The organism is Candidatus Neptunochlamydia sp. REUL1 (assembly GCF_963457595.1).
GTDB lineage: Bacteria > Chlamydiota > Chlamydiia > Chlamydiales > Simkaniaceae > Neptunichlamydia.
In genome coordinates this window covers 1,618,163-1,631,441 of record NZ_OY735137.1, presented here as the reverse complement: position 1 = coordinate 1,631,441, position 13,279 = coordinate 1,618,163, and the positions used below count along the sequence as shown (strand labels likewise).

Genomic DNA, 13,279 nt, shown 5'->3' with positions numbered 1-13,279 from the left:
TCAGAATCAAATATATCCAAAAACATAAATTAGGAATTTCAATGGATAAGTATCAAAAAGGACTCGAAGTTGTTAAAGAGCGTTTATCACCTCACCAAATCAAAGCTATTGAGGGAATTTCCCCTTATTTAAAAATTTAGTCATTGAGTATGGGATGGGTGAAATCTATGCCAGAGAGGGTTTGGATCAAAAATCTAGAAAAATCGCAACAATCGCTTCAGGAAATACTCCTCAAATTAAATGGCATATCTCAGGAGGTTTCGATTCGGGTGTAATTACCAAAAGGGAAGTAGAAGAAGTGATTATTCAAATGGTTTTATATATTGGATTCCCTCAAACACTCAATGCGATGAAGGTTGCGAGGAAAGTCTTCGAGGAAAAAGGGTTAGCTGACCGAGATTAGAGAAGCAAAATAGTAAACCAAGAAGAAAAGAACAAAAAGAATTAAAAGCCCGACCACAACCTTTTTGTTTGTCTTTCTTGGCTTCATATTTCTTTTTTTAACCCGTAAGTGTTGGAAGCCAGCCTTGAGTCGCAGCAATCTGAAAGAAGATAATCGCCAGAGATCCTACAAACATAATCAAAAGTGTAAACTTTCCGCCGAAGACACGAAAACGCTCTTTCTTCTTTTCGAAATAGCGGCCATGCCAGACCATAAAAGCTGGAAGAAGGCCATATAGAATCGCCACGAAAACTCCAGCATATCCTAAAGCTAAAACAAATCCGCCTGGATAGAACAGAGAAAAAAGAAGGGGTGGCGCAAACATCAATAGAAGAAGAAATGCTTTTCCTTTAATCGTCTTCTTAATCTTGAAACCATCAGCTAAAAAGTCATACAAGCTAAGAGCCACACCAAAAAATGATGTCACGAGAGCAAAAAACGAAAATAAACCCACAACAATTGCAACCCAAGGAAATCCCAAAATAGCATTCAGAGCATCTGTTAGACCCGCAACCGGATGAGGAGCCCCCCCGATAGTTTCAAGACCATACTTCCCAGATAAAGGGAGCATTCCGATGATTAAAAATTCCCATACTAAGTAGAAAACAAGAGGGATCAAACTCCCATACAAAAGGGCCTTTTTGAGTTTTGCAACTTCGCCACCTAAATAGCTCCTCAAACTTGGAACAATAATATGCGAAGTAAAGGAAAGGACTACTACCGGTACAGCCGCCCATAAGTATTTTGGCTTCCCTCCGCTGTAGTTGGTGGCCTCCACGTGAGGAGTCACAAAAATAAGGAGAAATAAAAACGAAAGAGCCAACCCAATCATACAAATGCGATTGATAGCATCAACCGCCTTAGTTTCAAAAACTACAATAAACCCAAAGACAGCCAAAAAAATAAATATCCCGATATTTGCAGAAATATTCATCTTAAGACTGGAACTCAAAACATCTGCAATTAATGACCCTCCACCCGAAAGATAGGCAGCAGCCACAGAGTATAGAAGCATCAAAAAAGAGACCCAAGCGGCAAATTCACCTACAGAACCTAGACGTTCTTTACAGATCGTGATCAAGTTAGCATTAAGCTTCTCCGACATCAAAGTTGCTTCGAGCAAGAAAAAAAGGCTCATAAGCATAAAAGCAAATGCAATAAAAAGTAAGATACTCGAAGGAAAGAAGCCTCCTGCTCCAGTCGTCAATGGTAGAGCCAGCATTCCAGCTCCGATTGACGTCCCACCAACTAAGAGCGTACTTCCAAACGTTTTATTCCGATAAATACTCATAACAGGAGTAAATTATCCACTTTCAAACAATATTAAGCAAGGAGTTAGAAGCCCCAAGAAAAGCCGAAGCCCGTCCATGATGTACGATCTTTAAAGAATTGCCCTTCAGAGTAGCCGCGGTGATAATTAACAAAAATTCGCATTTTTCTCCCCACTCCTTGAAGTTTACTGATTTCATATCCTGCCATGCATGTCCCATCAAGGTTCCAATCATTGACCTGCCAATTTCTAAGGTAGACAGATAGAAATGCTGTTCCATAAAGGCGATGGTAGAAAAACTTGCGACCAAGTAGACGTACTTCTCCTCCCCACTCCAAGTATAGAGGGGGCTTAATAGGATAGGTCTTGTCACTATGAAAAACCCAACCAAATCCACCATAGACTCGAAGATCACTGTTCACCTGATATGAAGTAAAGAGATCAACCGCTTCCATACTAGGGTTCAATCGCTCAACCCCTGGATTATGAACAAGATACTCATCTCCTAGGTGAGACGAAACATGATATACGCGGAGACGAAATGCCCATTTATCAAAAGCATAACTTAAGGGAAACCCAACAAGATAGTCAGTATTAAAGAGTTCAGAAATCTCCCCATTGAAATCTACGCCCATCTTAAACACAGACCAGATTCCTGCCTGAATGTCAATTTGCATATCTCCTTGCCAAGGAAGTACATTGCGCCATCGAAAAATCGGAAAGTTATCCCCCAAGGAAACAGCGATGGATTTTTTTCCAATGATGTTATCCCCGATATGATATGCCGCTGAATAGATCGTTGCTCTGGGATTAGCAATCATTGGAGGATAGAGAACGGTTTGCTGAGGAAACCAAACTCCTTTAATCTGAGGCTGAACCTCTCTTTTTTCAAGTTTTGCTAACTTTTCATCAGGAAACTTATCAACCGGAGTCACAGACTTCACATCAGGAATATCGCTCACAAAAGAAATGATACTATTTTTGATCAGCGCATTTTTCGGTAAATTGTAAAGGTACACGTCCCCATTTTCTACATACACAAGGACATCGAACTCATAGTAGTTGGCATTGACTAGAGCCTGAATATATCCCTCCAAATAAGCATCTTCTTCACTTTCAACATGTTCACGTGGAATGCTATCCGAGCGTGTTGGCGGTCCCGCAGAAAAAAATGGTTCATCTGCAAAACCAAAAGAACAAATCCAAAAGGAGATGGAAGTAACTATTACTAAATTTTTAATACTCATTTTTCACTGATATTTGGTCTACAGAGGACCCCTACTCCTCTATATACCCAGTCATAAGAATTATGATCAAAAAAATTTAATGAGTATGCTATTTTAAAAGAAAAAAAAGGGAGAAGATGAGTCATTTACCAGAGGAGGATCTGGCGCGCCATTTAAAACAGCAAGAGGGGGAAATCCATGGTAATCTCTTTATGCTTAATCAACTATTCCAACTCTGCGCAGATACATCTGTATCCGAAAAAGACCTCTTAAAGCAAGCCATTCCCATCGTCGAAAAACTATCCGAGACTAACCCCATGGTTGCTAAGGAGATCAAAGAAATTTTAGCAACAGGCCATATGAAAAAAATCGAGGCGTATTTTGAGCAAGAAAAGGAAGCCCTGATTCATACCCTAACAACGGCTTTGTTGCATAAATAGCTGCAGAAAATGTGATTCTTGCCTTAAGAGGGTGTCCAAAAAGCTTGAATAGGGTATTATTTTTTCCTTTAATAAGGAGTAATAATGAAGGATTACCCTTCGGATTTAACAGACAAACAATGGAAGCTAATCGCTCCGCTGATTCCTCCACCAAAACACGGAGGACGTCCCCGGAAAACTAATGAGCGTTTAATAGTAGACGCTCTTCTCTACATCAGCGGCACAGGATGTCAGTGGAGATATCTCCCGGAAAAGTACCCACCAAGATCAACAGTGTATCACTATTTCAAAGTGTGGAGAGAAGCTTCCAATAGAGATCCTTCTCCGTCTGCTTCTATCATTGATAGTCAAACTGTTAAAACAACAGGACGGGGCAAAGAAATTGGTTATGATGGCGGGGAAAAAAATAAAAGGCCAAAAAAGATACATTGCAGTTGATGTTTTGGGGTTTCTAATCTGTGTGATTGTTCATAGCGCAGGACAATCCGATCGAGCAGGAGCAAAACCTTTGATTGAGAAGGCATTATCAATATGTTCAACAATCAAAATCTTCTGGGCAGATGGAGGTTATTCAGGGAAACCTTTGTTCAATTGGGTGAAGATGTCGTTCCAAAAAATATTGGAAATTGTGAAGCGACCGACGAAAGAGTTTAAAGTCGTTCAATGGCGTTGGATCGTTGAAAGAACTTTTGGCTGGTTCAATAGATACAGGAGGTTGAGCAAGGATTATGAAGTTCACCCTAAAAATAGTGAAACTTGGATCAAAATCGCCATGATTAATATTTTGGTTCACAGGCTAAAACCTGGGTAATTTGACTTTTTGGACACCCTCTAAGAAGCAAGCAGAAAAAATAGCTGCGAAGACTGCTTACGAAAAGCTTGTTCCTAAACCGTGATGTCTAGTCTGCTTCCAAAATTCACAAAGGGTCTAATTATGGAGTTCTTTGTTTTTCATGACTTACTAGAGCAAATCAAGAAAACCCTTGAGATTATATTTGATAGTCCCAATCTGCGAATTTTTGTAATGCTTACGATTGTGATATTCTTTATGCACTTCGGACACATCATCTTTGACCCCATCAAAAAATATTTAAAATTTACATTGGATAGAATATGGGAATTCTTTGATATGTGGTTGTAAATCTTTGACTAGATAACCGCTATCGATTAAGCTCTTATGGCATCTTGATCAAACTAGTAGCATGAGCCGATGCAGAAGTTAACACATCTTAGAGTCCCTCAGAACCTCCCTCCTCCCTCCAGCTCCTCAGCAAGCTCTACCTCTAGCGATCATTCATGCGGTTATAGTTCTGCATCTAGTTCTCCAGAAAACTCTCCTCCGGCAAGACATTTACCACTAAGACTTCCAGAAGCAAAGTATCAAGAGCTATTTGACTCTATAGATCCCTGGCACCCAAATCCCGAGCAAAGACTATCTGCCAATACACAGCACATGAAAACCCTGCAGACAACAATTAATAGGAAGATTCAAGAAAGTTATTTCTTTGTTTTGGGAAAGCAGCAGGAAGATGAGCGCTTTCAAAAGGTTTTTGTTGATTTCTTCCGTGAGATACGTGGTGTTAACAACTTAGCTAAAGAAGCATCTATTTTGTTAGCTGATCATTTTCGAGGCTATGCAGACGTGAGTGAAAAAGTCGAATACACCATAGATGCTGGAGACTTTTCAGATATCCACTGTACTTATCATCAACCAACAGAAGAAGTGATTCTTGAGCTAAAGAAGATCCTTGAAGAAGAGTATGGCCTGAAGGGGCAGCTTATAAAATCTCTGAATAAAGCAGGACAAAAGATTGGAGATGTATTTCAACTAGATACTCACGATACCTGTTTGCGAGAGTTTTCCATATTTCCTAGATTATTTCCCAAATGCATGAAAGCACTGAAGGAGATATTCAGCAGCCTATTGGTATCAGAGTGGCTCAAGAAAGACATTGAAGAGGTTAAGATCTATCTCAAGCAATACCCCTCTAAAGAAAGCATCGAAAGACCAAGACTCACAAAGGAAGATCTCACTCGAGCGATAGCACTCTGGACAGCAGCAAAGCACTACGCTGAGCAGCAAAAGATACGAGATCATCAGCTCTCAAATAAACATAGAAACGAGCTAAAAGATGATCTATGTAGTGCCTTGATCTCTGGAGGATTATCCTTTATAACGGGAGATCCAAGCTTAGTAATTGGACAAGCAGCAAAAACGGCAATGAACTCTTTTGGCAATACAATCGACCCTGAAGGAAAAGATCAGGCAGTGCAAGTCTTAAAGCTATTTGGAGGCTTTGGTCTTGGTAGCGCAATGGGAAGAAATTCCTGGGATCTAGGAACGGCTCTTGGTGTTGATCTTCTTGACCTAGCAACTCGAGCAGAAAAGACAGGAAAAGGAGAGTCTGCCTTAAGAAACCTTGGTGGATCTGTACTCAAAGGCGCATTAACGCAAGATAAGAAAAAGCTAGTCTGCCAAGCACTAGGTTGTAGCGTAGCTGAATAAATGAGGTTTTAAATGAGAATTTTAGATGAGGAATCTAACAAGAAATTAGATAGAGTAATGATATACTTTACTGAGGAAGAAGCCAGTGAAATGAAAGATTCATTAGAACTTATTTTGTCCAAAAAACATCACCATTCCCACATAAACAATGAGAATTGTGATAAAGAGATCACTATATCGGTATATAACAAGGAAAATCTAAGTGGTTTTGATGAGAGATCTAAAAAACTTATAATTAATGACGAATAGAACTTTCTATAATAAGTTAGCCTTCCTGAAGGAGGATGTACGTAAAATGAAGAGAAATTGCTAAAAAGCAACCCAAACTCTTTGCTCACTGGGAATTTGGATTTAAACCAAAAGCATAAGTCATAGGAGCCGTATGAATCGAGAGGTTCACGTACGGATCTGTGAGGACGTGAGGGGGAAGTTCCCTTGCGTTACTCGACCAATATCTCCCTTTTCATAAACCGTGCTGACGTTGGCTGGCAACCATTGTCAAATACAAGGTTAAGCTCTTTGCCCAACACTCCTTCAGGATATTGCTTTGATACTCCTTCATCCAAGGCTTCTAGCCAGTCTTCTGTTTTTGAGACTAGTCCTACCTGTTTTCCAACGATCTTTTTACTGTACCAGTCCAACACAACTACAACATACACTCAACCGATTTCAGTTTTGATCTTTGTCATGTCGATTCCCCAGATTTCGTTAGGTTTTTTTGCCTGTGGCTTTAGCCTTAAAGAGCCTCTTTTGGCTCTCAGCTTTGTCTCTTTATTTACCAGTAAGTTGTTGTTCTTCATTATGTTGTAAACTCTCTTCTTGTTTACAACTATTTGATCTACATACGTAAGATGAGCCCAGATCCTTCAATAACCCCAGAATGGATGCTCTTTTTTCAGCTCTTCTATTCGCTTCAAGATCGGTGAATCCCTACAATAAGATAATCCCCCTCTTCTCGCGCTTTTTTAAAGAACTGGACATGACCAGCATGGAATAAATCACCCACGACATCGACATAGACACGAACCGGCTTGGCATAGGCAAAAGCACATAGACAAACAAGTAAGACTAATTTTTTTATATCTTTGATTGTAAATTTATTGAAAATAAATTCAAGGAAAAAGGGAGCAGTCTAAACTGCTCTATTGGTGATACAGGGGTCAAGAGGCTCATTTTTGACAGCGGGTTTCTGCAATTTTTAGATATGAGTAGAGAGCAAGGTCATACTCTTGACCAGCTAAAGATTCGATCATCACCTTGTGGTAGTTGAGGTTTTTCCCCTGCGGGATGCGCTCACCTAGTTGAGTTTCCATATGAGAAAGCTCTTTTTCAATATCCCCCTTATGGAGAAGATAGGAAGTATCATAGCGATAATGCTCATCATCGACTGAACACTTTACCAAACGACCAAGAGAGGAAACAGCATCGCCGATCCCCTCTTTGCTCTCATTGCCAATTTTGAAAGAAGCTATGAATTTTTCCGCAAGATCCGCAATTTCTGGATTAGGATCTTTTTCGTACTGATGAAGTCTACCAATGAATGCGCTATAGGCTCCTACAATTTTTTCCTCATCGACAATGCGGGATTCTTCACTCAAAATTTCAAAAATATCCCCAGTAAAACTGCAAAGGTCTTGAGCTCTTTCTTCCTTTTCGTCTGCAAAGGCAAGGGCACCAAGGGCTAAAAAAGCAAGTAACCATTTTTTCATCATTTTTGATCCTTATTTTTCTCCGGATTATAACCAAGCAGGAATAGTGAAGCAAGAGGGAGTGAAAATTTTGATTGACACTTAATCTTTTCTTTAAATATCATACCCCGCATGGATACAAGCTTCAGCAGATTCGATTTGCAAATGCTCTTAGAGATAGAATCTTTGGGCCTGCTATGTGCAAAGAAGATCTGACTACTCGAGAGCTTGAAAAACTTGTTGTTGGTTGTCTTCTTGTTAATAAAGAAATGGGCTTTTATCCTGCGCAAGTTGAGCACGCAACAGCTCTGATACGCGAAATTCAGGACACCTCTACAGGATATCATGTCGTTAGAATCCAGATTGCGTTAACAGCTATTCACAGCAACTATAATTATGGATATGCTGGCCCAATTGAGAGTCGAAAACGTTATAATCACTTGACTTCTGGGGGCAATAGCTTTATTCGTAGCTTTTGAAGTTAACATAGAAGTTAAATAACGCATGGAAAAGCATTACGATGTAATTGTCATTGGGTCGGGAGGCGGAACAAAGCTTGTAACTCCAGTTGCTAAGCTTGACAAGAAGGTCGCTATCATTGAGAAAGGTCCCCTTGGTGGAACCTGTCTCAATAGAGGGTGTATTCCTTCAAAGATGCTTATCCATACTGCTCAGCTTGCTTCACTCATTAGAGATGCAAAAAGATTTGAAATCGATTTCAAGGGGAATTTTGATGTTGACTTCGAGCATTTGGTGAAGCGGGTTAATCGTACTATCGATGCAGAATCTGAAAGCATCACTCCTCTTTACGAAGAAAATCCGAATATTGATTACTATCCCCATGAGGGACATTTTGTTGATAAAATGACTGTCGAGGCAGGAGGAGTTCGACTTACAGGTGACAAGATCATCCTTGGAGTAGGAGCCCGCGCAGCAATCCCAAAAATTCCAGGTCTCGATAAAGTCCCCTATATGACCTACCAAGAGGCTCTTCGCAATACTAAAAAACCAAAAAAATTGATTGTAATTGGAGGTGGCTTTATCGCCACTGAGCTTGGGTATTTTTACTCGGCAGTTGGTGTCGAAACAGAATTTCTTGTGAGAAGCATTTTACTTCGCCCCGAAGATGATGACGTTAGAGAAGCCTTTCAAGATGCTTTTTCTAAACAGGTAAAGCTTCGCTTAGGGTGCGATTTTCAAGAGGCAAGTTATACGAATGGTCTCATAACCATAAGCTATAAAGATGGTAAGGGAAACCTTCTTAAAGCTGAGGGAGATGCCCTCATCGTTGCAACAGGGATTAAGCCCTGGAGCGATTCTCTAAACCTAGAAAAGACCGATATTAAGGTTGATGAAAAGGGATTTGTGAAAGTCGATGAATATCTTCAAACCACACAAGAGAATGTTTATGCTTTAGGAGATTGTGTAGGAAACTTTCTATTTCGTCACTCAGCCAATTTTGAGGGAGAGTACTTATTCCAAGCACTTTTTCACGAGAAGACGCCTCAACCGATCACTTATAAGGGAGTTCCTCACGCTGTATTCTCTTCTCCGGAGATCGCTGGTGTTGGGAAAACGGAGCGCGAACTCAAAGAAGCAAAAATCCCCTATATCATCGGAAAAAACACTTACGCCGCGAGTGCACGCGGAATGGCTCTTCTTCCTGAGACTGGCTTCGTCAAGCTCCTCTTCGAAAAACATACTTTAAAACTCCTTGGGGCTCATATTATTGGTGAGGAGGCTTCCAACATGGTTCACATGCTAATTCTAGCAGTCCAAATGGATGCCACCCTCCACGATCTACTTGGAATGATTTACATTCACCCAGCACTTCCCGAGATCGTCAGAAATGCTGCTCGAAACGCTCATAAAACGCTCACTTAGCGTTTTTCTTAGATTTTGATGGGATTTTTGTGCCCAATTCACAATAGCATCATTCCCCGAATAGCGGTTCATGACATCTTTAAAAAACTTATTTGCTTTAACACACGTCTCAGCAATTTCCTTTCTCTCTTCATCCCTTTCAAGGGCTGGGTGATCAAAGCTACTTGAGATCCCACCAGATAGTTCTACATCCATCAATCCTCTCCTTCAATTATAAGACCATAGGGCGGCTTATTGCCTGCCATAATATGACAAAAGCTATTTATTATTAAGATGTAAAAATTATTTTAACCAAATACTTTGTATAGCTTCTTAGATCATTTATGACCCTATCAGAAGAGCGGTCTTAAGCAATATACGTTTCGGGTAGGGTATGGATCAAAACTACCTCGCGAATGCCGGCTAAAAGGAAGTTAAGACGATAAAAATCTAGTACTTATCTCTATAAAAGGTAGTATGCTACCGAATTAAGTGAAAGACTTCCAGCCCAACAACAAAGAACGAATAGGCAATCAAAAAAGAAAGCACTCCTTTATTCTCAAGCCAAGCTAAGTCGGCTTTGAGTTTCCAAGTATATTTCCCTACCCAAAGAAGGCCTATTGGGAGAAGACCATTAAGAAAAGCTTCCCCGAATCCCCCTGCTATCCCGAGCGCTGTCGTAAAGATTCCTGGATTCAAAGTGGCTAAAATAAATGGAGGAATAAAAGTAAGTAGTGTCAAGGCAATACGCCTCCATCCTTTCCTTCTTTCAATATTGAATCCATCTCCCAAAAAATCGACCATCGAAAAAGCAACTCCTAAAATGGATGTCACAATCGCAAAAAATGCAAAAAACCGTCCGATCCGAGAAAATCCTTCTTCCCCAGTCACCGAAGAAAATGCTGCAGTTATTGGAGTCCCATCTGCCAATGTTTTTGCTATTTCTTCTTGGGGAATCGCCCCGATGATAAGCCACTGCCACACAATATAAACAACCAGGGGCAAAAATGATCCCCAAAACACAGCCGTTCGGAGTGCGCGTTTATCACGTTTCAGATAGGTACAGAGCGAAGGGATCACATTGTGAAACCCGAAGGCACTGAAAAGAACGGGCATTGCCATCACCATAGCAGACCATTTTGTATAGCCCAAGCGAGGCGTATCAACTTCGGAACCCCCACTTCCAATCAGAGTAAACCACGAAGCAATCATCGCAATGCTCATGATGATATTCACCCGATCTATAGACCTTGGACCAATTGCAACCACTGTGCCAAAAACCAAACCAAAAAGAGCGAACATCTGCCACCCACAAACTGTTAAGCCAAGCGTTGAAACTGCTTCTGCAAAAAGAGGACTCCCCGCTGCAAAATAGGCAATCATTAAACAGTAGTAGAGGAAGATAAACATTCCTCCAGAGAGAAGACGCCCCCCTTTTCCAAAGAAACGGCCTGCAATCGAGAGGACATTGCTCCCATCAGGCATCCACAGAGTGACCTCCAAAAAGAGAAGGCCTGTGCAATACATAAAAAACCATACGATAGAGGTTACAATAATCCCAGGAACAAATCCTGAAACGCCTGTGACAAGAGGAATGCCAAGCATTCCAGCCCCAATCATTGTTCCAGCGATAAGAAAAGTGCCGCTGACCACTCTTAATATATTTGTTTTCATAGAATCCTTCCTAAATTGTTGATGAATACAAGAGACCGGTTGCCTTTAATGGCAATGATGGAAGGACGAATGATAAGCTTGGAAAAAGAAATTCATCATAACCCACATGTTATAAAAAGTATGAGCCAGGTGTCAAGTTGAAAATACAAGTCAAAGTTATTATTATCAGAGAGGATACGAAGTGGATTTGAACAGATGGAACTTACAGATGAGACGCCTTTGTGATCGTTGCCCCTGCATTTTTCACCTCTTCTAAAGCTTCCTTTTCTTTGAAGACAGCGCAACAAGCATCTGGAACCCCTTTTTCAAAATCGTAAAGCATATCTGCAAAGGCCTTTCCTTATCATAAAAACGGCGTACTTGAAGGGTTCCTGGATTAGTGGTCTTTGCAAGTTGCTCTGAAATTTTCAGCTTATTAACCCACTTTCCTTTTTTATTTTGAATCGCCGAAAGTTTATAAACCCCATCAAGAGCGGGTTGACCCTTTGCTGTGATAAGATTCGTTCCTACACCCCAAAGATTAACCTTCGCTCCTTGTACCTTTAAGGTCGCGGATGACCCTTTTATCAAGCTCATTGCTTGCCATGATTTTTGCATCTGTAAACCCAGCTTCATCTAGAAGTTTGCGAATTTCAATACTGAGCTGCGCCAAATCTCCTGAATCAAGCCGGACACCTAGGGTGTGTCCCTGAAGTCCTCTCCAAGGAGTTGTTCCTAGATTTTCTCATCTGTTGACGTTGTGGAGATTGATAGCAACTTGGTAAAGTTGTTGAGATCGAACACAAATACAGATGGGTAAAGGTGGGCCAAATTCTGGAAAGGAAGTTTAGGGACACGCCCTAACATCTTTTCCTTTTTTGTCTTTGCAACAGCAATCGCTTTTTTCACCCCTTTGATTGTATTGTAAGTATCAACCAGGTAGATGCAGTCATTTGGCATAGCATCAGCATAAGCTTTAAACGCATCTTCCTCTTTATCGAAGGCCATGATCCAGCTATGGGCATGGGTCCCTTTAACTGGTATCCCAAAATAGTTTCCTGCAAGTATATTTGAAGTTGAGTGGCACCCTCCGACAAACGATGCTCGAGCAGCAGAAAGAGCTCCATCAATTCCTTGAGCTCGACGAAGACCAAATTCAACCACTTCATCCTCTTCTGCTGCTTCGCAAATTCATGAGGCTTTTGTAGCAATAAGAGTCTGAAAGTTAATGATGTTTAGAAAAGAACTCTCTAAAATTTGAGCCTCAAGGATAGGTCCTCGAACGAAGAGAAGAGGTTCGTAAGGAAAAACCGGAGTCCCTTCAGGCATTGCATAGAGATCACAATTAAACGAAAATTTGGATAGATATTCTAAGAATTTCGGTTCAAACAGAAGCTCTCCATTCGATGTTTTCAATCCTTCAAGGTACATGAGATCTGATTCTTCAAATCGAAAGGCTTCAATAAATTCGATAGCCGTTTGTATTCCAGCAGCAATAGCATAATTCCCATCAAAGGGACGACGACGGAAAAACAGTGAAAACCAGGCCTGACGATCCGTCATCCCGAGCTTTTAATAACCACCCGCCATAGTAAGCTCATAAAGATCGGTAAGAAGAGCTAGAGAAGATTTGTAAATCATGTGTTTGATTCAGACGATTGGTATTGAATACCTTGTTGATCTAGAATCTCCTTTTTACGGACTTCCAGCTTATCGATCTCCTCTTGATACCGTGCAGCAATTTCTCTGCTCGTATCAGCTTCATTCCAGTAGCGACGTGCATCAAGTAGGTTGTGAGACTGGAACTGGAGGCGATCTCCTTGATTTTGTGCCCAAGCAGCATTGGAAAGTTCTTTGTTTCTAAGATCAGTCAACTTAATAACTGCCTGATCGATGGTTTCCACTTCTTGTTTCCAATTTTCCGGTGACTGCTCTTTCACAAGAGCTAGTACCTCCTCTACAAGAACGAGCACTTCTTCATCTAGCTGAGGAAGAGTTCCATATGCCATTCCAAATACCAACAACCCCAACACAACCCAGAATTTCATCCCATCTCCATGTACGATGCTTCCCCTCTACATTTACCCGATCCCCTAATTGAAGAAAAGACCTAGTGATTATACCCACTATGTGGGTAATGCAAAATTAAGGGAGAGCATACCCAATTCTCTTCACCTAAGGAAAAATTCTC

15 protein-coding genes and 2 pseudogenes are annotated in these 13,279 nt (G+C 40.8%); 7 read left to right on the top strand and 10 right to left on the bottom strand.

Going from position 1 to position 13,279, the window contains the following annotated elements:
* Nucleotides 1-154 precede the first annotated feature (154 nt).
* A complete protein-coding gene (locus R2I63_RS08775) occupies nt 155-403 on the top strand; it encodes a carboxymuconolactone decarboxylase family protein (protein ID WP_316356882.1) in 249 nt (82 codons plus the stop codon).
* A 97-nt stretch (nt 404-500) separates the two neighbouring features.
* Here the strand turns inward: R2I63_RS08775 and R2I63_RS08770 are convergent, their stop codons facing one another.
* The gene (locus R2I63_RS08770) at nt 501-1,733 is read right to left on the bottom strand and encodes an amino acid permease (RefSeq protein ID WP_316356880.1); all 1,233 of its coding nucleotides are present in this window, start codon (nt 1,731-1,733) and stop codon (nt 501-503) included.
* A gap of 44 nt (nt 1,734-1,777) precedes the next feature.
* On the bottom strand, nt 1,778-2,959 hold the full coding sequence (locus tag R2I63_RS08765) for a DUF1207 domain-containing protein (protein ID WP_316356877.1): 1,182 nt from the start codon (nt 2,957-2,959) through the stop codon (nt 1,778-1,780).
* A gap of 116 nt (nt 2,960-3,075) precedes the next feature.
* Between R2I63_RS08765 and R2I63_RS08760 the strand changes: the two genes are divergently transcribed.
* From R2I63_RS08760 to R2I63_RS08745, 4 genes and pseudogenes are all read left to right on the top strand, one after another.
* On the top strand, nt 3,076-3,378 hold the full coding sequence (locus R2I63_RS08760; RefSeq protein WP_316356875.1) for a hypothetical protein: 303 nt from the start codon (nt 3,076-3,078) through the stop codon (nt 3,376-3,378).
* Nucleotides 3,379-3,462: 84 nt separating this feature from the next.
* Nucleotides 3,463-4,189: pseudogene (locus R2I63_RS08755) on the top strand (IS5 family transposase).
* Nucleotides 4,190-4,588: 399 nt separating this feature from the next.
* Nucleotides 4,589-5,884: a hypothetical protein gene (locus R2I63_RS08750; protein WP_316356873.1), complete on the top strand. Its 1,296-nt coding sequence runs from the start codon at nt 4,589-4,591 to the stop codon at nt 5,882-5,884.
* 12 nt (nt 5,885-5,896) lie between these two features.
* The gene (locus R2I63_RS08745) at nt 5,897-6,133 is read left to right on the top strand and encodes a hypothetical protein (RefSeq protein ID WP_316356872.1); all 237 of its coding nucleotides are present in this window, start codon (nt 5,897-5,899) and stop codon (nt 6,131-6,133) included.
* A 191-nt stretch (nt 6,134-6,324) separates the two neighbouring features.
* On the opposite strand, the gene R2I63_RS08740 is transcribed toward R2I63_RS08745, so the two are convergent.
* The 3 genes from R2I63_RS08740 to R2I63_RS08735 form a co-directional block, all read right to left on the bottom strand.
* Nucleotides 6,325-6,543 (bottom strand): hypothetical protein, encoded by a 219-nt coding sequence (locus tag R2I63_RS08740; protein ID WP_316356870.1) that lies wholly within the window; start codon nt 6,541-6,543, stop codon nt 6,325-6,327.
* A 254-nt stretch (nt 6,544-6,797) separates the two neighbouring features.
* A complete protein-coding gene (locus R2I63_RS10735; RefSeq protein WP_445083640.1) occupies nt 6,798-6,890 on the bottom strand; it encodes an adenylyltransferase/cytidyltransferase family protein in 93 nt (30 codons plus the stop codon).
* A 163-nt stretch (nt 6,891-7,053) separates the two neighbouring features.
* On the bottom strand, nt 7,054-7,596 hold the full coding sequence (locus R2I63_RS08735) for a hypothetical protein (RefSeq protein ID WP_316356868.1): 543 nt from the start codon (nt 7,594-7,596) through the stop codon (nt 7,054-7,056).
* A gap of 71 nt (nt 7,597-7,667) precedes the next feature.
* Between R2I63_RS08735 and R2I63_RS08730 the strand changes: the two genes are divergently transcribed.
* Together R2I63_RS08730 and R2I63_RS08725 are read left to right on the top strand one after the other, a co-directional pair.
* Nucleotides 7,668-8,051, top strand: a complete 384-nt coding sequence (locus tag R2I63_RS08730; protein ID WP_316356866.1) for a hypothetical protein — start codon at nt 7,668-7,670, stop codon at nt 8,049-8,051.
* Nucleotides 8,052-8,076: 25 nt separating this feature from the next.
* Entirely contained in the window at nt 8,077-9,456 is a 1,380-nt protein-coding gene (locus R2I63_RS08725) for a dihydrolipoyl dehydrogenase family protein (protein WP_316356864.1), read from the top strand.
* Between the two features lie 459 nt (nt 9,457-9,915).
* Here R2I63_RS08725 and R2I63_RS08720 read toward each other — a convergent pair whose 3' ends face one another.
* From R2I63_RS08720 to R2I63_RS08700, 5 genes and pseudogenes are all read right to left on the bottom strand, one after another.
* On the bottom strand, nt 9,916-11,109 hold the full coding sequence (locus R2I63_RS08720) for an amino acid permease (protein ID WP_316356862.1): 1,194 nt from the start codon (nt 11,107-11,109) through the stop codon (nt 9,916-9,918).
* Between the two features lie 375 nt (nt 11,110-11,484).
* A pseudogene (locus tag R2I63_RS10730) lies at nt 11,485-11,788 on the bottom strand (nicotinate phosphoribosyltransferase); the annotation flags it as partial.
* 35 nt (nt 11,789-11,823) lie between these two features.
* Nucleotides 11,824-12,252, bottom strand: a complete 429-nt coding sequence (locus tag R2I63_RS08710) for a hypothetical protein (protein WP_316356858.1) — start codon at nt 12,250-12,252, stop codon at nt 11,824-11,826.
* Between the two features lie 27 nt (nt 12,253-12,279).
* Entirely contained in the window at nt 12,280-12,651 is a 372-nt protein-coding gene (locus R2I63_RS08705; RefSeq protein WP_316356855.1) for a hypothetical protein, read from the bottom strand.
* A 74-nt stretch (nt 12,652-12,725) separates the two neighbouring features.
* A complete protein-coding gene (locus R2I63_RS08700; RefSeq protein WP_316356853.1) occupies nt 12,726-13,136 on the bottom strand; it encodes a hypothetical protein in 411 nt (136 codons plus the stop codon).
* Nucleotides 13,137-13,279: the final 143 nt, after the last annotated feature.

Excerpts from the sequence above, each read along its gene's own strand:
- R2I63_RS08775 (WP_316356882.1), top strand. The coding sequence starts at position 155 with ATGGGTGAAATCTATGCCAGAGAGGGTTTGGATCAAAAATCTAGAAAA.
- R2I63_RS08770 (WP_316356880.1), bottom strand. The coding sequence starts at position 1,733 with ATGAGTATTTATCGGAATAAAACGTTTGGAAGTACGCTCTTAGTTGGT.
- R2I63_RS08765 (WP_316356877.1), bottom strand. The coding sequence starts at position 2,959 with ATGAGTATTAAAAATTTAGTAATAGTTACTTCCATCTCCTTTTGGATT.
- R2I63_RS08760 (WP_316356875.1), top strand. The coding sequence starts at position 3,076 with ATGAGTCATTTACCAGAGGAGGATCTGGCGCGCCATTTAAAACAGCAA.
- R2I63_RS08750 (WP_316356873.1), top strand. The coding sequence starts at position 4,589 with ATGCAGAAGTTAACACATCTTAGAGTCCCTCAGAACCTCCCTCCTCCC.
- R2I63_RS08745 (WP_316356872.1), top strand. The coding sequence starts at position 5,897 with ATGAGAATTTTAGATGAGGAATCTAACAAGAAATTAGATAGAGTAATG.
- R2I63_RS08735 (WP_316356868.1), bottom strand. The coding sequence starts at position 7,596 with ATGATGAAAAAATGGTTACTTGCTTTTTTAGCCCTTGGTGCCCTTGCC.
- R2I63_RS08725 (WP_316356864.1), top strand. The coding sequence starts at position 8,077 with ATGGAAAAGCATTACGATGTAATTGTCATTGGGTCGGGAGGCGGAACA.
- R2I63_RS08720 (WP_316356862.1), bottom strand. The coding sequence starts at position 11,109 with ATGAAAACAAATATATTAAGAGTGGTCAGCGGCACTTTTCTTATCGCT.
- R2I63_RS08705 (WP_316356855.1), bottom strand. The coding sequence starts at position 12,651 with ATGACGGATCGTCAGGCCTGGTTTTCACTGTTTTTCCGTCGTCGTCCC.
- R2I63_RS08700 (WP_316356853.1), bottom strand. The coding sequence starts at position 13,136 with ATGAAATTCTGGGTTGTGTTGGGGTTGTTGGTATTTGGAATGGCATAT.